This is a genomic window from Cyanobium gracile UHCC 0139, assembly GCF_034931325.1.
Classification (GTDB): Bacteria; Cyanobacteriota; Cyanobacteriia; order PCC-6307; family Cyanobiaceae; genus Cyanobium; species Cyanobium gracile_B.
In genome coordinates this window covers 190920-210670 of the sequence record NZ_JAYGHX010000006.1, presented here as the reverse complement: position 1 = coordinate 210670, position 19751 = coordinate 190920, and the positions used below count along the sequence as shown (strand labels likewise).

At 70.0% G+C, this 19751-nt stretch carries 18 protein-coding genes and 1 tRNA gene; 12 read left to right on the top strand and 7 right to left on the bottom strand.

Annotation, left to right across the window (positions count from 1 at the left end; all coding sequences use genetic code 11):
* Positions 1 to 96: 96 nt before the first annotated feature.
* The 8 genes from VB738_RS11540 (at position 97) to VB738_RS11505 (ending at position 10718) form a co-directional block, all read left to right on the top strand.
* A complete protein-coding gene (locus VB738_RS11540; RefSeq protein WP_323305867.1) occupies positions 97 to 1203 on the top strand; it encodes an Mrp/NBP35 family ATP-binding protein in 1107 nt (368 codons plus the stop codon).
* A gap of 4 nt (positions 1204 to 1207) precedes the next feature.
* Positions 1208 to 2476 (top strand): rod shape-determining protein RodA, encoded by a 1269-nt coding sequence (gene rodA / locus VB738_RS11535; protein ID WP_323305866.1) that lies wholly within the window; start codon positions 1208 to 1210, stop codon positions 2474 to 2476.
* Positions 2467 to 3870: a sensor histidine kinase gene (locus tag VB738_RS11530; RefSeq protein ID WP_323305865.1), complete on the top strand. Its 1404-nt coding sequence runs from the start codon at positions 2467 to 2469 to the stop codon at positions 3868 to 3870. The genes rodA and VB738_RS11530 overlap by 10 nt, the downstream gene beginning before the upstream one ends.
* Positions 3871 to 3973: 103 nt before the next feature.
* A complete protein-coding gene (locus tag VB738_RS11525) occupies positions 3974 to 4405 on the top strand; it encodes a photosystem I reaction center subunit II PsaD (protein ID WP_015109263.1) in 432 nt (143 codons plus the stop codon).
* 68 nt (positions 4406 to 4473) lie between these two features.
* Positions 4474 to 6039 carry an anthranilate synthase component I family protein gene (locus VB738_RS11520; RefSeq protein WP_323305864.1) on the top strand — a complete coding sequence of 522 codons (1566 nt, stop codon included), beginning with the start codon at positions 4474 to 4476 and terminating at the stop codon, positions 6037 to 6039.
* A complete protein-coding gene (gene gshA, locus VB738_RS11515; RefSeq protein ID WP_323305863.1) occupies positions 6036 to 7199 on the top strand; it encodes a glutamate--cysteine ligase in 1164 nt (387 codons plus the stop codon). Before VB738_RS11520 ends, gshA begins: the two co-directional genes overlap by 4 nt.
* A 26-nt stretch (positions 7200 to 7225) precedes the next feature.
* The gene (gene ppc, locus VB738_RS11510) at positions 7226 to 10231 is read left to right on the top strand and encodes a phosphoenolpyruvate carboxylase (RefSeq protein WP_323305890.1); all 3006 of its coding nucleotides are present in this window, start codon (positions 7226 to 7228) and stop codon (positions 10229 to 10231) included.
* 16 nt (positions 10232 to 10247) lie between these two features.
* Positions 10248 to 10718 (top strand): N-acetyltransferase, encoded by a 471-nt coding sequence (locus VB738_RS11505; RefSeq protein WP_323305862.1) that lies wholly within the window; start codon positions 10248 to 10250, stop codon positions 10716 to 10718.
* A 9-nt stretch (positions 10719 to 10727) separates the two neighbouring features.
* Here the strand turns inward: VB738_RS11505 and VB738_RS11500 are convergent.
* Positions 10728 to 10801: transfer RNA gene (locus tag VB738_RS11500), tRNA-Arg, on the bottom strand.
* 91 nt (positions 10802 to 10892) lie between these two features.
* Here VB738_RS11500 and recF point away from each other — a divergent pair.
* Positions 10893 to 11984 (top strand): DNA replication/repair protein RecF, encoded by a 1092-nt coding sequence (recF, locus tag VB738_RS11495; RefSeq protein ID WP_323305889.1) that lies wholly within the window; start codon positions 10893 to 10895, stop codon positions 11982 to 11984.
* A gap of 88 nt (positions 11985 to 12072) precedes the next feature.
* Entirely contained in the window at positions 12073 to 12567 is a 495-nt protein-coding gene (gene speD, locus VB738_RS11490; protein ID WP_323305861.1) for an adenosylmethionine decarboxylase, read from the top strand.
* Between the two features lie 61 nt (positions 12568 to 12628).
* On the opposite strand, the gene larE is transcribed toward speD, so the two are convergent.
* On the bottom strand, positions 12629 to 13501 hold the full coding sequence (gene larE, locus VB738_RS11485; RefSeq protein ID WP_323305860.1) for an ATP-dependent sacrificial sulfur transferase LarE: 873 nt from the start codon (positions 13499 to 13501) through the stop codon (positions 12629 to 12631).
* A gap of 74 nt (positions 13502 to 13575) precedes the next feature.
* Between larE and VB738_RS11480 the strand changes: the two genes are divergently transcribed.
* A complete protein-coding gene (locus VB738_RS11480; RefSeq protein ID WP_106221869.1) occupies positions 13576 to 14739 on the top strand; it encodes a cob(I)yrinic acid a,c-diamide adenosyltransferase in 1164 nt (387 codons plus the stop codon).
* A gap of 9 nt (positions 14740 to 14748) precedes the next feature.
* On the opposite strand, the gene VB738_RS11475 is transcribed toward VB738_RS11480, so the two are convergent.
* The 3 genes from VB738_RS11475 to VB738_RS11465 form a co-directional block, all read right to left on the bottom strand.
* Positions 14749 to 15420 carry an ion channel gene (locus VB738_RS11475; protein WP_323305859.1) on the bottom strand — a complete coding sequence of 224 codons (672 nt, stop codon included), beginning with the start codon at positions 15418 to 15420 and terminating at the stop codon, positions 14749 to 14751.
* A 121-nt stretch (positions 15421 to 15541) separates the two neighbouring features.
* Positions 15542 to 16711, bottom strand: a complete 1170-nt coding sequence (gene moeB, locus VB738_RS11470; RefSeq protein WP_323305858.1) for a molybdopterin-synthase adenylyltransferase MoeB — start codon at positions 16709 to 16711, stop codon at positions 15542 to 15544.
* Positions 16668 to 17201, bottom strand: a complete 534-nt coding sequence (locus tag VB738_RS11465) for a M67 family metallopeptidase (RefSeq protein ID WP_323305857.1) — start codon at positions 17199 to 17201, stop codon at positions 16668 to 16670. Before VB738_RS11465 ends, moeB begins: the two co-directional genes overlap by 44 nt.
* A 43-nt stretch (positions 17202 to 17244) precedes the next feature.
* On the opposite strand from VB738_RS11465, the gene VB738_RS11460 reads away from it, so the two are divergent.
* The gene (locus VB738_RS11460; RefSeq protein WP_323305856.1) at positions 17245 to 17619 is read left to right on the top strand and encodes a CAAD domain-containing protein; all 375 of its coding nucleotides are present in this window, start codon (positions 17245 to 17247) and stop codon (positions 17617 to 17619) included.
* Positions 17620 to 17672: 53 nt separating this feature from the next.
* Here the strand turns inward: VB738_RS11460 and VB738_RS11455 are convergent, their stop codons facing one another.
* Both VB738_RS11455 and VB738_RS11450 read right to left on the bottom strand, forming a co-directional pair.
* Positions 17673 to 18614, bottom strand: coding sequence for a fructosamine kinase family protein (locus VB738_RS11455; RefSeq protein ID WP_323305855.1), 942 nt, complete (start codon positions 18612 to 18614; stop codon positions 17673 to 17675).
* 120 nt (positions 18615 to 18734) lie between these two features.
* Positions 18735 to 19433 carry a hypothetical protein gene (locus tag VB738_RS11450; protein WP_323305854.1) on the bottom strand — a complete coding sequence of 233 codons (699 nt, stop codon included), beginning with the start codon at positions 19431 to 19433 and terminating at the stop codon, positions 18735 to 18737.
* Between the last annotated feature and the right edge of the window lie 318 nt (positions 19434 to 19751).

Below are 19751 nucleotides of genomic sequence, written 5' to 3'. Positions count from 1 at the left end.
CGTCGGGGGGTCCCACAAGGGTTCGAGAGCGTCTGTCACGGGCTGGGCAAGGGGCCGCCCCTAGGATCGCCCCCAATCCGACCCTGCCGCCGCCGCATGGCCAGCGCCGACACCCTCCTCGAGGCCCTGCAGCCGCTCCGCGACGCCGGCAGTGGCCGCAGCCTGCTGGAGCTGGGCTGGATCAGCGACCTGAGGCAGCAGGGCGGCCGGGCGGTGTTCCGCCTCGCCCTGCCCGGATTCGCCAACAGCCAGCGGGAGCGCATCGCCGCCGAGGCCCGCAGCGCCCTGCTGGCCGTGGAGGGCATCAACGACGTGCAGATCGAACTGGCCCAGCCCGCCGCCGCCCCGTCATCAGGCCCGATCGGCGCCGCCGGCCACGGCCCCGGCGGGGCCCAGCTGCCGGAACGGCAGGGCATCCCCGGCGTGCGTCAGGTGATCGCCGTCAGCAGCGGCAAGGGGGGCGTGGGCAAGAGCACCGTGGCGGTGAACCTGGCCTGTGCCCTGGCGGCCTCCGGCCTGCGGGTGGGCCTGCTCGATGCCGACATCTACGGGCCCAATGCCCCCACCATGCTGGGCGTGGCCGACCGCAGCCCCCAGGTATCGGGCAGCGGCAACGACCAGGTGCTGGAGCCGATCGAGACCTGCGGCATCGTGATGGTGTCGATGGGCCTGCTGATCCAGGAGAACCAGCCGGTGGTCTGGCGCGGGCCGATGTTGAACGGAATCATCCGCCAGTTCCTCTATCAGGTGAACTGGGGCGAACGGGACGTGCTGGTGGTGGATCTCCCCCCCGGCACCGGCGACGCCCAGCTCACCCTGGCCCAGGCCGTGCCGATGGCCGGTGCGGTGATCGTCACCACCCCCCAGCTGGTGTCGCTCCAGGATGCCCGCCGCGGCCTGGCGATGTTCCTGCAGATGGGCGTGCCGGTGCTCGGGGTGGTGGAGAACATGACCGCCTTCATCCCTCCGGATCTGCCCGATCGCCGCTACGCCCTGTTCGGCAGCGGCGGCGGCCAGCGGCTGGCCGACGAGGCCGGCGTGCCCCTGCTGGCCCAGCTGCCCATGGAGATGCCCGTGCTCGAGGGCGGGGAGCGGGGCTTGCCGGTGGTGCTGTCGGCACCGGACTCGGCCAGCGCCCGCGCCTTCACCGAGCTGGCCGAGCGCCTGAGCGCCAGCTGCGCCCTCAGCCCGGCGCTCGCCTGAAGCGATGGCGGTTCTCAGCCCCCGGCGCGGTGGGTTCGCCGCCAAGGGGGCCAAGCGGCGCGGCCCCGGCTTCGATCCCCTCCTCTGGGGTATCCCCATCGCCCTGACGCTGCTGGCGGGCGTCCTGATCGCCAGCACCCAGCGCCAGCAGGCCACCACCGACTGGTACCAGCACTGGATCACCGCGGCGGTGGGCCTGGTGATGGCCCTGCTGCTGGCCCGGGTGCCTCTGGAGCGCATCGCCCGCTTCCAGTGGCCGATCTACATCCTGATGGTGGCGAGCCTGGTCGCGGTGCGGATCATCGGGGTCAGCGCCCTCGGGGCCCAGAGCTGGATCAACATCGGCGGCTTCTACGTGCAGCCGTCGGAGTTCGCCAAGGTGGCGGCGATCCTGCTGCTGGCGGGGGTGCTCTCCAAGTACCCGGTGGAGCGACCGATCGATCTGCTGCGGCCCGTGGCCATGATCAGCGTGCCGTGGCTGCTGGTGTTCGTGCAGCCCGATCTCGGCACGTCGCTGGTCTTCGGGGCGGTGCTGCTGGTGATGCTGTTCTGGTCGGGCATGCCCGCCACCTGGCTGCTGCTGCTGCTCTCGCCCCTGTTCACGGCGATCATGGCCGGCACCATGCCCTGGCTGCTGCTGGGCTGGATCCCCCTGATGGGCTGGGTCGCGTGGCGCTCCCTGCCCTGGAAGGCGGTGGGACTCTCCCTGGTGCTGGCCGTCCAGGGGCTGTTCGCCGTGGGGACACCCTGGCTCTGGGAGCACGGGCTGCGCCCGCACCAGCGGGCCCGGCTCACCCTGTTCCTCGATCCGGCCCAGGATCCCCTGGGGGGCGGCTACCACCTGCTGCAGAGCACCGTGGGCATCGGTTCCGGCCAGCTCTGGGGCACCGGCCTGATGAACGGCTCCCTCACCAAGCTGCGGTTCATCCCCGAGCAGCACACCGATTTCATCTTCAGCGCCCTGGGCGAGGAGACCGGCTTCATCGGCTCGATGCTGGTGGTGGTGGGCTTCGTGGTGCTGATCTGGCGCCTGCTGCAGATCGCGAGCCGGGCCGGCAGTGACTACGAATCGCTCGTGGTGGTGGGCATCGGCGCCATGCTGATGTTCCAGGTGGTGGTGAACGTCAACATGACCATCGGACTGGGACCGATCACCGGCATTCCGCTGCCGTTCCTGAGCTACGGCCGTTCGGCCATGCTCGTCAACTGCATCAGCCTCGGACTCTGCGCCTCCGTGGCCCGTCGCAGCCGCAGCCAGCGACGGTGGTGGTGAGCCTGGGGGACCTGCGCAGCCTGCTGGCCGCCGGTGTCCCGGCCGGGCGAGGGGATGAGGACAGCGTGCGGCGCCAATGGTGGGCCGCCCTGGCCACGGTGCAGGCGGACCTGCTCGGGGCCGCCCCTCCCCAGCCGGGGGTGTGGCTGGCGGCCCCCCTGCCGGCCCTGTACGAACCCTCCCTGCTGGAGTGGCTGGACGGCTGGGTCTGGACCCCCGCCGAGGTGGGCAACCTGATGCCCCCGGGGCTGCCGCTGCTGCCGGGGATGGCACCCCTGACAGACCCCCACGGCAGGCCCCCCCGGGGAACGGCCGGCCGGCCGGGGGGCTTCCACCGCCTCAGCCTGCGGGAGGAGGACGGCACCGATCCGCTGCTGGTGCTGATCACCCCGGTGCTGCAGGTGGCCCTGGCCCTCGACGGCCCACCGCAGGAGCGCCGGCTGGTGGTGCGCTTCGACGCCCCGACGCTGTCGGCCGCCCTGGAGCTGCTCGATCGGCGCCTGGCCCAGGACGATGCGGCCGCGGGCCTCGGCCTGCGCCGCCGCCTGCAGTTGCTGGGCCCGCTCAGCAACGATCCCGATCTGGGCACCCGCTTCTGGCCCCTGCTGGCCCAGCGTCTGGCCTCCATGGCCCCCAGCGTCACCCTTCAGCCGCTGGTGCATGGCGAGAAACGCAGCGAAGGCAGCGATGCCGTGAGCAGCGAACTGGCCCTGCTCGAGGCCCTCACCCACGAGGTGCGGACCCCGCTGGCCACGATCCGCACCCTGATCCGCTCGCTGCTGCGCCGCACCGACCTGCCGGCGGTGGTGCGGCAGCGGCTGGAGCAGATCGACGGGGAGTGCAGCGAACAGATCGACCGCTTCGGCCTCATCTTCCTGGCGGCGGAACTGCAGCGCCAGCCGGGCAGCGGCCAGCCGCTGAGCGACAGCGAACTGGCCCGCACGGACCTGAGCCGGCTGCTCTACCAGCTGGAGGAGCTCTGGCAACGGCAGCTGGAGCGCCGCGACCTGCGGCTGGTGCTTGAGATCGCCGCCGACCTGCCGCATGTGATGAGCGACCCCAGCCGGCTGGAGACCATGCTCGGCGGCCTGATGGACCGGTTCAGCCGCAGCCTGCCCAGCGGCAGCGAAGTGCGGCTGCGGCTGCTGCCGGCGGGCTCGCGGCTGAAGCTCCAGCTCAGCAGCGACGACCCCGAGAGCCGCGAGGCCGATGGGCTGGCGGCCGCCGTGCCGATGCCGGTGGGTCCGGTGCTGAGCTGGAACCCGGAGACCGGCAGCCTGCAGCTCAGCCGCCAGGCCACCCAGAGGCTCTTCCACCGCCTGGGGGGCCGGCTCACCGAACGGGGCGGCAGCAATCTGACCGTGTTCTTCCCGGCCGCCGAGCGCGGCGGCTGAGGCGGCAGCGGCCGGGTTTGTTGACGGGTGTGAAGAGTCCGCCGGGGGCGCCCGGAAGCCCAAAAACACGGTGCTAGTTTCCGCCTGAAACGGTCTGCGAGCCATGCCTGATACGGCCCTCCACGGTCAACTTCCGAAGTCCATCGGCAGCACCGGTGGCCTGCTCAACTCGGCGGAGACCGAGGAGAAGTACGCCATCACCTGGAGCAGCACCAAGGCCCAGGCGTTCGAGCTCCCCACCGGCGGCGCCGCGGAGATGCACGAAGGCGACAACCTGATGTACTTCGCCCGCAAGGAGCAGTGCCTGGCCCTCGGCACCCAGCTGCGCACCAAGTTCAAGCCCCGGATCGAGGACTACAAGATCTACCGGATCTACCCGGGCGGCGACACCGAATTCCTGCACCCCAAGGACGGCGTCTTCCCCGAGAAGGTCAACGAAGGCCGTCCCATGGTGGGCCACACCCCCCGCAGCATCGGCGCCAACCCCAACCCCGCCAGCCTCAAGTTCAGCGGCAAGGCCACCCACGAAGCCTGAGCCTGGCCGGCCAGCACCTATAACGGCGGGGCCGGGAGCCCCGTTTTTTTTGCCTGCCTGTCGCCGTGATGCCCGGTTCTGATCGCAGCGCCTTCCTCGCCCGGATCGCCGGTGGGGAGGCAGGTGCTGACTTGGCCGTCAATCTCCTGCCCCTCTGGAAGCGCTGGCCCGCCGACCTGGAGACCCCCCTGACCACCTGGCTGAAGGTGGGGGCGGGCGGCAGCCATGGCGTGCTGCTGGAATCGGTGGAGGGGGGTGAGCAGCTGGGCCGCTGGAGCTTCGTCGTCAGCGACCCGCTCTGGACCCTCACCTGCCGCGGCGAGCAGGGGGAGAGGCGTTGGCGCGATGGCCGCAGCGAACAGCTCCAGGGCAACCCCTTCACCCTGCTGCGGGAGGCACTGGCCCCCCTGCGGCCCGGCCCGGTGGAAGGCCTGCCGACCGTGGCCCAGCTGTTCGGCTTCTGGGGCTACGAGCTGATCCGCTGGATCGAGCCCAGCGTTCCTGTCCACGACGCCCCGGCCGGGGCTCCGCCGGACGGCTGCTGGATGCTGGCCGACAGCCTGCTGGTGTTCGACCAGGTGAAGCGCCAGATCACGGCGGTGGCCTACGTGGACCTTTCCGCAGGAGCCGATCCCGGCGAGGCCTATGACCGGGCCGCGGCCCGCATCGAGGCCCTCGAGGCCCGCATGCACGCCCCGTTGCCGCCGCTCGTCAAACCGCTGGCCTGGCACGAGGCGAGCGGCGCCGAGCTGGCCACCCGCAGCAACCGCGACCAGGACGAGTTTCAGGGCGCCGTGGCGACCGCGGCCGAGCACATCGCCGCCGGCGACGTGTTCCAGCTGGTGCTGAGCCAGCGGTTTGAAGCCAGGGTGGCCCACGACCCCTTCGATCTGTACCGCAGCCTGCGGATGGTCAACCCCTCGCCTTACATGGCGTTCTTCAACTTCGGCGACTGGCACCTGATCGGCTCCAGCCCCGAAGTGATGGTGAAGGCGGAGCCCTGTGCCGATGGGGTGAAGGCCTCCCTGCGGCCCATCGCCGGCACCCGCCCCCGTGGCGCGGATGACGCACAGGATGGGGCCCTGGCCGAGGAGCTGCTGGCCGATCCGAAGGAGCGGGCGGAGCACGTGATGCTGGTGGATCTGGGCCGCAACGACCTGGGGCGGGTCTGCCGGGCCGGGACGGTGCAGGTCACCGAACTGATGGTGATCGAGAAGTACTCCCACGTGATGCACATCGTCAGCGAGGTGGAGGGGCTGCTGACCGAGGATCACGACATCTGGGACCTGCTGATGGCTTCCTTCCCGGCGGGCACCGTGAGCGGCGCCCCCAAGATCCGCGCCATGCAGCTCATCCACGCCCTCGAGCCGGAGGCCCGCGGTCCCTACTCGGGCGTCTACGGGGCGGTGGATCTGGCCGGGGCCCTCAACACGGCGATCACGATCCGAACGATGGTGGTGCTCCCCCACCCCGATGGCGGCTGGCGGGTGCAGGTGCAGGCCGGTGCCGGGATCGTGGCCGACTCCCGCCCGGAGGCGGAGTACCAGGAAACCCGCAACAAGGCGCGCGGCATGCTCAAGGCCCTCGCCTGCCTGGAGCCGGCCGTGGCCGACGGGGCCGACGCGACGCCATGAGCGCCCCGCTGCTGCTGAAGGGCTTCGAAGTGGAGATGTACACCGGCCGGGCCGACGGCACGGTGGTGGGCTGCTCCGCCGATGCGGCCGGCGCACTGGCGGGGTTCATGACCGAACCGGACCACCGCAACCTCGAGTACGTCACCCCGCCCGAGGCCTCGTACACCGCCCAGCTGGAACTGCTGCTGGAACCGCGCCGTCGCCTGCGCCGCTGGCTCCAGCCCCGCCAGCTCACCCTGCTGCCCGGCAGCACCCTGAGCCTGGGGGACAGCCACCGCTTCGAGCGTTCGGACCCCGACAACCCCTACCACGCCTACATCGAGGCCACCTACGGCACCCGGGTGGTGACCGCCAGCGTCCACATCAACCTGGGCCTGACGGCGATGGACGCCCTGTTCGCGGGCCTGCGGCTGCTGCGCTGCGAAGCCTCCCTGCTGCTCGCCCTCAGCGCCAGCTCCCCCTTCCTCGACGGAGAGGTCACCGGGGCCCACTCCCAGCGCTGGCTGCAGTTCCCGATCACGCCGCCCCTGGTGCCCCTGTTCCGGGACCACCGCCACTACATCGACTGGATGGAGGAGCAGCTGGCCGCCGGGGCGATGCGCAACGTCCGCCACCTCTGGACGTCGGTGCGGCCCAACGGCGACGACCGCCCCCATGGCCTCAACCGCCTCGAGATCCGCATCTGCGATCTGATCGACGACCCGATGCTGCTGCTGGCGGTCACCGCCTTCACCGAACTGCGCCTGCAGCTGCTGCTGCAGGATCCAGCCGGCCAGGATCCCCTAGCCACCAGTCGGTTCGGGGCCGCCGAGCTGGAGGCCATCGCCGATGCCAACGACCGGGCGGCGGCCCGCTCCAGCCTCCAGGCCCGGCTGGTGCACTGGCGCACCGGCGAGACCCTAGAGGCCCGCACCTGGATCGCCGCCGAACTGGAGGCGATGGCGCCGCTGGCGGCCGAGCTGGGGCTGACGCGCTGGCTGGCGCCGCTCCACGACCTGCTCGCCGGCGGCAACCAGGCGATGCGATGGCTGGCGCGCCATGGGCGCGGGGAAAGCATCGGTGCCATCATCGGCAGCGAGGCCGTGGCTCTCGAACGGCGGGAGAGGGCCCTGGACGCATGGCTGGCGACAGAAGCAGCGCAGGTTCCTGGAGGATCATGAACAGCACCCCCGCGCCCACCGCCCCCATGCGGCTACTCCTGACCGAGCCTTCGGTCGTTCCCGCCGAGGCCTCACCCGGGGTGATCCGACTGCTCACCGAGCGGCTGGAGCTGGTGGAGGATCTCTGGCAGACAGTGCTGCGCAGTGAATGCCCACCCGAACAGGTGGAGCGGCTGCTGCGGCTCAAGGAACTGAGCGGTCCGGTGGCGCCGGGCCTCGATCCGGAGGCCCCCTCCGCCGTCGACACCGACGGCATCGTCGCCCTGATCAAGGCCATGGACCTGGCCGAGGGCATCGCCGCGGCCCGGGCCTTCTCCCTCTACTTCCAGCTGGTCAACATCCTCGAGCAGCACATCGAGGAGGACAGCTACCTCGAGAGCATCAAGCGGGCCCCCGCCCCCGCCAGCAACGACCCGTTCCTGCCGCCCCTGGCCAGCCAGAGCGATCCGGCCACCTTCCGCCAGCTGTTCGAGCGCCTGCGGGCTCTGAACGTGCCGCCGGGCCAGCTGGAGGGCCTGCTGCGGGAACTGGACATCCGGCTGGTGTTCACCGCCCACCCCACCGAGATCGTGCGCCACACCGTGCGCCACAAGCAGCGGCGGGTGGCGGCCCTGATCCAGAAGCTCCAAGTGAACGGCCAGGGCAACCCGGACGACAACGACCGGCTGCGCCAGCAGCTTGAGGAGGAGATCCGGCTGTGGTGGCGCACCGACGAACTGCACCAGTTCAAGCCGTCGGTGATCGATGAGGTCGACTACGCCCTCCACTACTTCCAGCAGGTGCTGTTCGACGCCCTGCCCCAGCTGCGCCAGCGCATCCGCGCCGCCCTGGCGGCCAGCTACCCCGATGTGCAGCCCCCCCGCGACGCCTTCTGCACCTTCGGCTCCTGGGTGGGATCCGACCGGGACGGCAACCCCTCGGTCACCCCGGACGTGACCTGGCGCACGGCCTGCTTCCAGCGGCAGCTGATGCTGGCCCGCTACATCCAGGCGGTGTCGGTCCTGCGTGACCAGCTCAGCATCTCCATGCAGTGGAGCCAGGTGAGCCCCGCCCTGCTGGAATCCCTGGAGATGGACCGGCTGCGCTTTCCGGAGATCTACGAGGAACGCGCCGCCCGCTACCGGCTCGAGCCCTACCGGCTGAAGCTGAGCTACACCCTCGAGCGGCTGCGCCTCACCCAGCAGCGCAACCAGCAGCTGGCCGAGGCGGGCTGGGAATCCCCCTGCGATGGCTCCTCCGGCTACGAGGCCGGACTGAGCAGCCTGATGGAGCCCGCCCCCCCCCAGGAGCTGCACTACGCCTCGGTGGAAGAATTCCGCACCGACCTGGAGCTGATCAAGGAAAGCCTCGATGCCACCGGCCTGAGCTGCGAGGCCCTGCAGGACCTGCTCAGCCAGGTGCACATCTTCGCGTTCTCCCTGGCCAGCCTGGACATCCGCCAGGAGAGCACCCGCCACAGCGACGCCATCGACGAGCTCAGCCGCTACCTGCTGCTGCCGGTGCCCTACGGCGAGATGGACGAGGAGCAGCGGGTGGAGTGGCTGCTGAGCGAACTCAAGACCCGCCGGCCCCTGCTGCCGCCGGCGGCCCGCTGGAGCGCCTCCACCGCCGAGACCTTCGCCGTGTTCCGGATGCTGCAGCGGCTGCAGCAGGAGTTCGGCCGGCGCATCTGCCGTACCTACGTGATCTCCATGAGTCACACGGTGTCGGACCTGCTGGAGGTGGTGCTGCTGGCCAAGGAGGCGGGGCTGGTGGATCCGATGGCCCAGAAGTCGGCCCTGCTGGTGATCCCCCTGTTCGAAACGGTCGAGGACCTGCAGGGGGCCCCGGCCGTGATGGGACGCCTGTTCGCCGATCCCTTCTACCGTCAGCTGCTGATCAGCAACAGCGACGGCGAGCAGCCCCTCCAGGAGGTGATGCTGGGCTACTCCGACAGCAACAAGGATTCCGGCTTCCTCTCCAGCAACTGGGAAATCCACCGGGCCCAGATCGCCCTGCAGTCGCTGGCCGATGCCCACGATGTCGCCCTGCGCATCTTCCATGGCCGCGGCGGCTCGGTGGGCCGGGGCGGCGGCCCCGCCTACCAGGCGATCCTGGCCCAGCCCAGCGGCACCCTCAAGGGGCGCATCAAGATCACCGAGCAGGGGGAAGTGCTGGCCTCCAAGTACTCCCTGCCGGAACTGGCCCTCTACAACCTGGAGACCGTCACCACCGCCGTGCTCCAGAACAGCATGGTCAGCACCCCGGTGGACGACACCCCCACCTGGAACGTGCTGATGGAGCGGCTGGCGGCCCGCTCCCGCGACCACTACCGGGCCCTGGTGCACGACAACCCCGACCTGGTGGCCTTCTTCCAGCAGGTGACACCGATCGAGGAAATCAGCAAGCTGCAGATCTCCAGCCGGCCGGCACGGCGCAAGAGCGGCGCCAAGGATCTCTCCAGCCTGCGGGCCATCCCCTGGGTGTTCGGCTGGACCCAGAGCCGCTTCCTGCTGCCCAGCTGGTACGGCGTGGGGACGGCCCTGCAGGCCGAGCTCGATGCCGACGGCGAGCAGATGGAGCTGCTGCAGCTGCTCTACCAGCGCTGGCCCTTCTTCCGCATGCTGATCTCCAAGGTGGAGATGACCCTCTCCAAGGTCGACCTGGAGCTGGCCGGCCATTACGTGACCGCCCTGGGACGCCCCCAGAACCGGGAGGTGTTCGCGCAGATCTTCGAGGCGATCGCCAGCGAGTTCGCCCTCACCCATTCCCTGGTGCTGCGCATCAGCAACCACAGCCGGCTCCTCGACGGCGACCCCGCCCTGCAGCTGTCGGTCGACCTGCGCAACCGCACGATCATCCCCCTCGGTTACCTGCAGGTGGCGCTGCTGCGCCGGCTGCGAGAGCAGAAACGGCAACCGCCGATGAGCGAAGGGCCCGGCGACGGCTCTGGAGGCGGCGGCGATGGCCGCACCTACAGCCGCAGCGAGCTTCTGCGCGGCGCCCTGCTCACCATCAACGGCATCGCCGCCGGCATGCGCAACACGGGCTGATTCCCTGGACTCTCTGTTGATCCCCTTCCGCAGCCAGCCGCCGACTCCACGCCTGCGGGAGGGCTACGCCCTGCTGCAGCAGCACGACCCCGACCCGGCCGGCCTCAACCACCTGCTGGTGGCCTGCGGGGATGGCCCCCGCAGCCCGGAGCGCTGGCAGCGGGTGCTGGCCCGCAGCACCTGGCATCTGGTGGTGCTCAACCCCAGCGGCCAGCTGGTGGGCTTCGTGCGCGCCACCAGTGACCAGGCCCTCAATGCCAACCTCTGGGACCTGGTGGCCGATCCGGCCGACCCCTGGCGGGATGAGGTCATCGGCGCCCTGGTGCAGACCGCTCTGGCCCGCCTGCGGCGGGAACTGAGCGGCTGCAGCATCTCCCTGTCCGCACCGCCCGAAGCGGTGACGGCTCTCACCCGGGCCGGGTTCGTGGTCGATCCCGGAGGAATCCGGGCGATGGGTCTCGACCTGCGGAGCGGCCGAGAGGATTGACTGGGCTGACGAGCATGGAGGGACTCGAACCCCCGACATTCAGAACCGGAATCTGACGCTCTATCCAACTGAGCTACATGCCCTGCCACGGTGCTTCCAGCCCCCTGGGGGACCTTGGCCGCCGATGGGGGTACCTTAGCGGCTGACCGCCCCAGAACCATCCGGCTGCACCGCCTGGACCTCCGGCATTTCCGCAACATCGACGGCCTGCAGCTGACGCTGGAGGCGCCCCGACTGCTCGTCATCGGCAGCAACGGCCAGGGCAAGTCGAACCTGCTGGAGGGGGTGGAACTGCTCACCAGCCTGCGCTCCCACCGCTGCAGCGTCGACCGGGATCTGATCGGCCACGGCCACCCCTGGAGCCGGCTGGGGGCCCTCACCGATGAGGCGGACAGCCTGCAGCTGGAGCTGCGGCGCAGCGGCGGACGCCAGGCCTTCCGCAACGGCAAGCGGCTGGAGCGGCAGCTCGACCTGATCGGCCCCCTGCGCTGCGTTGGCTTCAGCGCCCTCGACCTCGACCTGGTGCGGGGAGAGCCCGCCCTGCGGCGCCAGTGGCTGGACCGGGTGGTGCTGCAGCTGGAGCCGGTCTACGGCGCCCTGCTGAGCCGCTATGGGCGGCTGCTGCGGCAGCGCAGCCAGCTGCTGCGCCGCGGCCTGGGCGCCGGAACGCGACAGGAGCTGCTGGAGGCCTTCGATCAGCAGATGGCCCTGGTCGGCGCCCGCCTGCACCGCCGCCGCCAGCGGGCCCTGCGGCGCCTGGAGCCGCTGGCGGCGGCCTGGCAGCAGCGCATCGGCGGGGCCGGCGAACCGCTCCGGCTCGACTACATCAGCGGCACCGTGCTGGCCGAGGCCAGCGACGAGGAGGGCCCCTGGCGCCAGGCCCTGGAGGAGCAGCTGCGTCAGCAGCGGCCCGAGGAGGAGCGGCTGGGCCAGTGCCAGGTGGGTCCACACCGGGACGAGGTGGCCCTGCTGATCGGCGGCCAGGCCGCGCGGCGCTACGGCTCCGCCGGCCAGCAGCGCACCCTGGTGCTGGCCCTGAAGCTGGGGGAACTGGAGCTGGTGGGCCAGGTGGTGGGTCAGCCGCCGCTGCTGCTGCTCGACGACGTGCTGGCCGAACTCGACCCGGGGCGCCAGCAGTTGCTGCTCGAGGCGGTGGGGGACGGCCACCAGTGCCTGGTGAGCGCCACCCACCTGGAGGCCTTCAGCACGGGCTGGCGGGCCCGCAGCCAGGTGGTGGAACTGCGCAGCGGTGCGCTGGTGGCCTGAGGCCCGAACTCCCTGCTGCCGCAGGCAGCCTGGCGAACCTCGGTTCCGCGCTCCGGCACGTATGGTGAGGCCTGTTTGACAGGATTCGATGAACCAGACCCTTTCCAGCCTGCATCCCAACCCGGGATGGAAGCCAGCCGCCTCCCCGACCCACCCGATTGCACGCCCCGTCTCCGCCCCTGGCGACATCACCGACGCGGTAGGGAAACACTGCATCCTCGAGCTCTACGACTGCGACTGCGCACGGCTCGATGACGAAGCTTTCCTCAGGGACACCATCACGACAGCAGCCAGACGTGCCGGTGCGACCCTGCTCAACCTGATCACCCACCGCTTCGAACCCCAGGGCGTCACGGGGCTGGCCCTGCTGGCGGAATCCCACATCTCCATTCACACCTGGCCCGAATCGGGCTATGCAGCCGTGGACGTGTTCACCTGCGGTGACCACACCATGCCAGAGAGGGCCTGCCAGGTGCTGTGGGAGGAGCTGGGGGCCGGCCGCCACAAGCTCACCAGCTTCCGCCGCGAGACGCCCGAGGCCCTGGTCGACAGTCAGAGGGAGCCCCACCTCGCCAGCGCCTGAGCGCCGGTGAGCCACCACCAGCCGCCGGGGACCCTCTCCCCGGTGGTTTTTCTGCATGCCTTCAATGCGGCTCCGATGCCAGGGCGCGGTTGAGCTTGCCGCTCACCAGCCCCTCGAGGTCGAGGGCCACGGCGCTGAATCCCATCGCCCTGAACGCCCCCACCAGCTCGGGGCGCAGCTCACCCTGGGCCAGTCGCTCCAGCGCCGCCGTCAATCCGGCCGCGGGAATCTCGATGCGGGCGGTCTCGCCCTGGCTGCGCACCCGCAGCTCGGGAAAGCCGCGCTGGCGCAACCAGTCCTCGGCGGCGGCCACCCGGGCCAGGCGCGTGGCGCTGATCGGTTCGCCGTAGGGAAAGCGGGAGGCGAGACAGGGCTGGGACGGCTTGTCCCACCAGGGCAGGCCGAGGGCCCGGGAGAGCTGGCGCACCCCCGCCTTGTCGATGCCGGCCTCCGCCAGCGGTGAGCGCACCCCGAACTCCCGGGCAGCGCGGATCCCGGGCCGGTGATCGCCCAGGTCGTCGCGGTTGACGCCATCCAGGACCTGGGCGCCCCGGGCGGCGGCGGCGATCGGGGCCAGCAGCCGATGCAGCTCCCGCTTGCAGGCGTAGCAGCGATCCTCGGGGTTGCTGGTGTAGGCGGGGTCGGCCAGCTCCGCGGTGGGCACCTCCCGGTGGCGCAGGCCCAGCCAGCGGGCCTGGTCGCTGGCCTCCCGGCGCAGATGGGGCGCCAGGGCCGGTGAGACGCCCGTGACCGCCAGGGCCCGCTCCCCCAGCCGGTCGCCGGCCAGGGCGGCCACCAGGGCGCTGTCGACACCGCCGGAGTAGGCCACCACCACCTGGGGAAAGGCGTCGAGCTGGCGGCAGAGGGCCTCCAGGCCCCGCTCCAGCGGGGCCGGCAGGGCTTCGAGCAGGCTGAGGCGGCGGATGGCGGGCATGGCGTCGATCCTGGCAAGGCTCGATAGCATCCGGGCCAGGTCCGCCAGCCGATGCACCCCCCCGCCGCCCGCCGATGACCCCCGCCGCCCGCAGCACCCAGACCCCGCAGCGCGGCACCGGGCGAGGCATCGGCATCCGCACCGCCGCCGGCAGCGATGAGCGCGCCCATGGGCAGCTGCACGTCTACGACGGGGAGGGGAAGGGCAAGAGCCAGGCGGCCCTGGGGGTGGTGCTGCGCACCATCGGGCTGGGCATCTGCGAGCAGAAGCGCACCCGCGTGCTGCTGCTGCGATTCCTCAAGGGGCCCGGCCGCGCCTACGACGAGGACAGTGCCATCGAGGCCCTGCAGCAGGGCTTCCCCCATCTGATCGACCAGGTGCGCACCGGCCGCGGCGACCACTTCAGCGCCGAGGAGGCCACCCGCTTCGACCACCAGGAGGCCCAGCGGGGCTGGGACATCGCCAAGGGGGCGATCGCCAGCAACCTCTATTCGGTGGTGGTGCTCGACGAACTCAACCCCGTGCTCGACCTGGGCCTGCTCGACACCGAGGAGGTGGTGCGCACCCTGGCCACCAAGCCGGCGGGGATGGAGATCATCTGCACGGGCCGGGGGGCCCCGCGCCAGCTGGTGCAGCTGGCCGATCTGCACTCGGAGATGCGGGCCCACAGCGGCCCCCAGCAGGGTCTGGAGGGTCTGGAGATCTACACCGGGGAAGGCAAGGGGAAATCCACCAGCGCCCTGGGCAAGGGGCTGCAGGCCATCGGCCGGGGCATCAGCCAGGACAAGAGCCACCGGGTGCTGATCCTGCAGTGGCTCAAGGGCGGGGCGGGCTACACCGAGGACGCGGCGATCGCCGCCCTGCGGGAGAGCTACCCCCATCTGGTGGATCACCTGCGCTCGGGCCGCGACGCCATCGTCTGGCGCGGCCAGCAGCAGCCGATCGACTACGTGGAGGCGGAACGGGCCTGGGAGATCGCCCGGGCCGCGATCGCCAGCGGCCTCTACAAGACCGTGATCCTCGACGAACTCAACCCCACCGTGGATCTGGAGCTGCTGCCGGTGGAGCCGATCGTCCAGACCCTGCTGCGCAAGCCCACCGAGACCGAGGTGATCATCACCGGCCGCTGCAAGAGCCGTCCCGCCTACTTCGACCTCGCCAGCGTCCACTCGGAGATGGTGTGCCACAAGCACTACGCCGAACGGGGCGTCGATCTCAAGCGCGGCGTCGACTACTGAACCTGCCGGTCAGGGGTTCCTGGGCCCATCGACCCGGTCGAGACCCAGCACATCGTCCTCCAGCATCACCACCTCTTCCGAGGCGATGAAGCGCCCCAGCAACAGGCCCACCAGCAAGGCCACATAGAGGGTGCTGGCGACACTGAGCAGGATCACGAAGCGCTCCCCCACCGCATTCGCCGGCAACACGTCGCCATAGCCGACACCGGCGATGGTGACGAAGCTGAAGTAGGTGAGCCGGTCGAGCAGCAACTGGTGGCTGGCCGACGCCCCGAGGTTGAAGCTGCCGGGCACGAGCACCTGGGTGGCGGTGGCCAGCACGCCGCCGGTGAGCCCCAGGTGCAGATAGCCGGCCGCGGCCCCGGCCATCACCTGGCCATTGACGCGGGGCACCCGGGCCAGCAGGCCCACAAGACGCATCGAGGTGGCCAGGAAGAACAGGCTCAGGAGCACCATCTCCGCGACCCGGAACAGACCGCCGTGCCAGGTCCCGGTGAGCACCGGCAACCAGAGTCCGAGACCGCCCACCACCCCGATCCAGCGGAAGCCCTCCTGGCGCAGCCGGGCGTAGGACACCACACCGATCACGGGCAGGGTGAGGATCGACTGCAGGATCAGCAGATTGAAAACCAGTGCCAGAAGGACCTGACCCGGCAATCCCCGCGTGGCCGTGATGGGCATCACCAGGATCGGCAGCAGGGCCGTCAGCAGGAGCGGCAGGAACCGCTTCTCCAGGCCGATCAGGCGCCGGGCTTCCTGGCGACGGCGCTCCCGCCACCGCTGCCTGGCCAGGGAGGAGGACTCAGTAGCGCGGAACGTCAGGATCCACCTCCTGGCTCCAGGCGTCGATGCCGCCCTCCACGTTGACCCCCTCGATGCCGTGGCGGCCGAGGGCGATCAGAGCCTTGGCGGAACGTCCCCCCAGCTTGCAGTGGACGTAGAGGCGCTTGCCACTGGCCAGTCGCCGCACCTCCTCGATGGCCTCGCCGCTTTCAATGCGGTCGAGGGGCACCAGCAGGGCGCCGGGGATCACCGCGATCTCCGCTTCCGGGGGATTGCGCACATCGAGCAGGAGCAGGTCGTCCTGGGGGCCATCGAGCAGCGTCTTCAGCTCGCCCACGCTGATGCTGGCCACGCTGCCCGCCTCCTCCTGGCCGGGGGCCGAGCCACCCACACCGCAGAACTCCTGATAGTCGATCAGCCCCTCGATCACGGGACGCTCCGGATTGGGGCGCAGCTTCAGCTCCCGGAAGCTCATCTTGAGGGCATCGAACAGCAGCAGGCGGCCGCTGAGGCTGGTGCCGATGCCGGTGATCAGTTTGACCGCCTCGGTGGCCTGGATCACGCCGATGATCCCTGGCAGCACCCCCACCACACCGCCTTCAGCGCAGGAGGGGACCATCCCCGGCGGCGGCGGTTCGGGGAAGAGGTCCCGGTAGTTGGGGCCACCCTGGTAGTTGAACACCGTGGCCTGACCCTCGAAACGGAAGATGGAGCCGTAGACGTTCGGCTTGTTCAGCAGGACGCAGGCGTCGTTGACCAGGTAGCGGGTGGGAAAGTTGTCGGTGCCGTCGCAGACGATGTCGTAGGGGGTGATGATCTCGAGGGCGTTCTCACTGGTGAGCGCCGTTTCGTAGAGATCCACCTGGCAATGGGGGTTGATCTCGTGGATCCGGGCTTTGGCGGATTCGATCTTGGGCTTGCCCACCCAGCTGGTGCCGTGGATCACCTGGCGCTGCAGGTTGCTGTGGTCCACCACGTCGAAGTCGACGATGCCCAGGCGGCCGACACCGGCGGCGGCCAGATACAGGAGCAGGGGCGAGCCGAGGCCGCCGGTGCCGACGCAGAGCACCGAGGCTGCCTTGAGCCGCTTCTGCCCCTCCATGCCGATCTCCGGCAGGATCAGGTGGCGGGAGAAGCGCACCACCTCATCGGGGCTCAGCTGGACGGCGCTGGTGTCGGGAGGAAGCATGGCAGCGAAGGCCCACGTCGCTCGAATCGTCCATTCTCCACGCCAGCGGCCGGGGAGGCCCGTGCTCCGGCAGCCACCAGCAGGCCAGTGAACGCGGCTCACCCCCTGTGTCCGCCGACCTGGCGGGGCCCTCGTCCTGCCCCAGGATCAGCATCAGGGTGGGGGCAAAGGCCAGCGAAAGATCCAGCGCCGAGGGCACGGGCATCGAAAGCGGGTGGCTGTGGGCCGAGCCCAGGACCGTGAGCCCCCGGGCCCTCGCCCATTTCTGCGCCTGCAGCTGCTCGCGGGGATCGAGGGCAAAGCGGCGGCGGCGCTCCGGCGACGGCTCCCAGACGTTGAGACAGGGCCAGACCTGTTCGACGCGCCAGGGGTCGCGCCGACCCAGCAGCAGGGCGCAGCCCTCCTCGGGGGCGACCGCGAGCAGGACGGCCTCCAGCACCGTCAGCGCCTGCCGACCGAGGCCCAGCTCCTCTGGCGTCTGATGGTTCACACCGGTACGTTATGCATCATTCCGTCAGGAGACCTCTCCTTCCATGATCGACAGCACGACCGAGGTGAAGGAGACCATGCAGGACGACACCACCACCACCAGCGCCGCCGACGTGGATTTCAGCGAGCGCTACAGCGACGTGATCGGCAAGGTCAACGAAACCCTCGACAAGGTCGACTGGAGCCAGGTGGGCCGGATCGGCAAGGCCTCCGGCGTGCTGCTGGCCGTGATCGTGGCCCAGATCCTGATCAAGGGTGTGCTCGACACCATCAATCTGCTGCCGATCGTCCCGGGCCTGCTGGAACTGCTCGGCCTGGTGGTGGTGGGCAACTGGAGCTGGCAGAACCTGACCACCGGAGAGAAGCGCTCCGCCGTCATGGCGAAGCTCCAGTCCCTGCGCAAGGAATACCTCAGCTGAGCGGCTGGACCCTCAGCAACTCCGGGGGCGTGGCGACGTCCCCGGGCACCGTTTCACCCCCACCCCTCCCCCTCGCCCAGGTCCAGCAGGGCATCGAGGCAGGCCTGGCTCTGACCCACGTAGCTGCCGCCGAAGAGGTTGGCGTGGTTAAGCAGGTGGTACAGGTTGTAGAGCTCGCGCCGCGACCTGTGCCCTGACGGCAGAGGCCAGGTGTTCTGGTACCCCTCGAAGAACGCCTCAGGGAAGCCGCCGAACAGGCGCGCCATCGCCAGGTCCACCTCCCGATCGCCCCGGTGGACCGCCGGATCGAAGATCACCCCCTGGCCATCACGGGTGATGGCGGCGTTACCGCTCCAGAGATCACCGTGGACCAGGCAGGGCGCAGGGCGGTGCGCGCCCAGCCACTGGCCTGTGTGCTCCAGCAGCGGGGCCGCCCGCCGCAGGGGGTGGCCACCGCTGGCCAGATGCTCCAGCTGGGGGGCCAGCCGTCGTTCCACGAAGAACCGGGCCCAGTCCTCCTCCCAGCCATTGCGCTGCGGGAAGGAGCCGATGACGTTGTCCCGGGGCCAGCCGAAGGCCTCCCCGGGCCGATCCTCCGCCACGCAGGTGCGGGTGAGGCTGTGGCGGTGCAGTTCAGCCAGCGCTGCACCCAGGCGGCGCCACAGTGGCCCATGGGCTGCGGAACGTCCCTGCGCCAGATCGAGCCAGGGGAGCACCAGCACAGCCGATGATCCGGCCAAGCCACAGGCCAGGGGCACAGGCACCCGTGGGCCCGCCTCCCCCGCTGCCGCCGCCAGGGCCCGCAACCCCTCGGCCTCGGCCTCCAGGATCGGCAGGGAAGCGGCCCCGTTGGTCTTGGCGAACAGCCGGCGGCCATCGGCCAGATCCAGACGCCAGGCGCTGTGGATACAGCCGCCGCCGACCGGGGCACGGCCCACCAGCTCCGTTCCGAGCCGTTCGGCCAGCCAGGCGGCAAAGGAATCAGGGAGAGGCATGGGGCCATGCGATGACTCGCGCCAGCCTGTCCCAACGGACCGATCGCGACCGACAGGGGGAGCCAAAAAAAACGTCCCTGCCTGGCGGCAAGGACGGAACGGCGAAGGGAGGCAAGGACCTCAGGCCACCGCAGCTGGCTTTCTGATCCGTGCCCTGAGCTTGCGGCTGAAGCCGAAGGCGGCTGCGGCGCCCAGGACCGGGAGAGGTCCGGGTACGGAGTCCGGCGGTGCCTGCCTCGCCCTCTGGATGAAGGAGTTGTTGACAACGGAGACGACCGTTTGACCCTCGGCAAAGAACACGTCCTCGATGTTGAGCATCGAAACGCCGGGCGCAAACAAATAGGTGGCTGGAGGAACGCCGTTGATGGCCACCAGTGATGTGGAACCGCCGCCCCAATTGACGTTCTTCGTCACTGTGCACCCACCCAGCTCGGGGAAGGCGCAACCGGCACCCAGGCCTACGGCCTGGAACTCAAAGGCCAGAGGATCGGCAATCGCAATGGTGTAGGCGATGGACCCGTACTGTGTCGGCGGACTGATCGTTGTTCCAAAATCGTAAATCAGACCTGCCGCATCAAAGCGAATCTCCGTATCCGCACCAACGCCACTGCAGATGATGTTGGAGATGATCTTGTCGCCGACCGACAGGTCGGAGGCGATCCCGCAGGTGGTGATGGCAGCGGCCTTGGCGGGAGTGGCTGACAGGGCGGCAGCGAAGACCGTGCCAACAGCGGCTGCGAGCAGCAACCTGGCTGGAGCGGCGTTGAACAGAGCACCATTAAAGGTGCCACATACAGAAGAATGTCGCATCATCGTCATGATTCCGGGGTACAGGGCGTCGAGCGAACGCTATAGGCAATGCTCAAGTTGTCACAGATTCCATTCAGTCAATGCGGCAGATGACTTCGGACAAAGAACAATTGTGTTGTGCATTTCTGCAGCGGTTGAGCAACATCCATGCATCGCGTGAGCGATGCCGAGATATCAGAAGACAAGCCACAGCCATGGCGGAGGTCCACAGGACGTGCTGCCACTCTCCAGGCACCTGACCGGCTCACAGTTGAGGGGCCGCAGATCTGCTGCCGACCTGCATCCGGGACGGCCGTGCGGCGCCCACCATGGGCACAAACCCTGCGG

Excerpts from the sequence above, each read along its gene's own strand:
- VB738_RS11540 (WP_323305867.1), top strand. The coding sequence starts at position 97 with ATGGCCAGCGCCGACACCCTCCTCGAGGCCCTGCAGCCGCTCCGCGAC.
- rodA (WP_323305866.1), top strand. The coding sequence starts at position 1,208 with ATGGCGGTTCTCAGCCCCCGGCGCGGTGGGTTCGCCGCCAAGGGGGCC.
- VB738_RS11525 (WP_015109263.1), top strand. The coding sequence starts at position 3,974 with ATGCCTGATACGGCCCTCCACGGTCAACTTCCGAAGTCCATCGGCAGC.
- VB738_RS11520 (WP_323305864.1), top strand. The coding sequence starts at position 4,474 with ATGCCCGGTTCTGATCGCAGCGCCTTCCTCGCCCGGATCGCCGGTGGG.
- gshA (WP_323305863.1), top strand. The coding sequence starts at position 6,036 with ATGAGCGCCCCGCTGCTGCTGAAGGGCTTCGAAGTGGAGATGTACACC.
- ppc (WP_323305890.1), top strand. The coding sequence starts at position 7,226 with ATGCGGCTACTCCTGACCGAGCCTTCGGTCGTTCCCGCCGAGGCCTCA.
- speD (WP_323305861.1), top strand. The coding sequence starts at position 12,073 with ATGAACCAGACCCTTTCCAGCCTGCATCCCAACCCGGGATGGAAGCCA.
- larE (WP_323305860.1), bottom strand. The coding sequence starts at position 13,501 with ATGCCCGCCATCCGCCGCCTCAGCCTGCTCGAAGCCCTGCCGGCCCCG.
- VB738_RS11480 (WP_106221869.1), top strand. The coding sequence starts at position 13,576 with ATGACCCCCGCCGCCCGCAGCACCCAGACCCCGCAGCGCGGCACCGGG.
- VB738_RS11475 (WP_323305859.1), bottom strand. The coding sequence starts at position 15,420 with ATGCCCATCACGGCCACGCGGGGATTGCCGGGTCAGGTCCTTCTGGCA.
- moeB (WP_323305858.1), bottom strand. The coding sequence starts at position 16,711 with ATGCTTCCTCCCGACACCAGCGCCGTCCAGCTGAGCCCCGATGAGGTG.
- VB738_RS11460 (WP_323305856.1), top strand. The coding sequence starts at position 17,245 with ATGATCGACAGCACGACCGAGGTGAAGGAGACCATGCAGGACGACACC.
- VB738_RS11455 (WP_323305855.1), bottom strand. The coding sequence starts at position 18,614 with ATGCCTCTCCCTGATTCCTTTGCCGCCTGGCTGGCCGAACGGCTCGGA.
- VB738_RS11450 (WP_323305854.1), bottom strand. The coding sequence starts at position 19,433 with ATGACGATGATGCGACATTCTTCTGTATGTGGCACCTTTAATGGTGCT.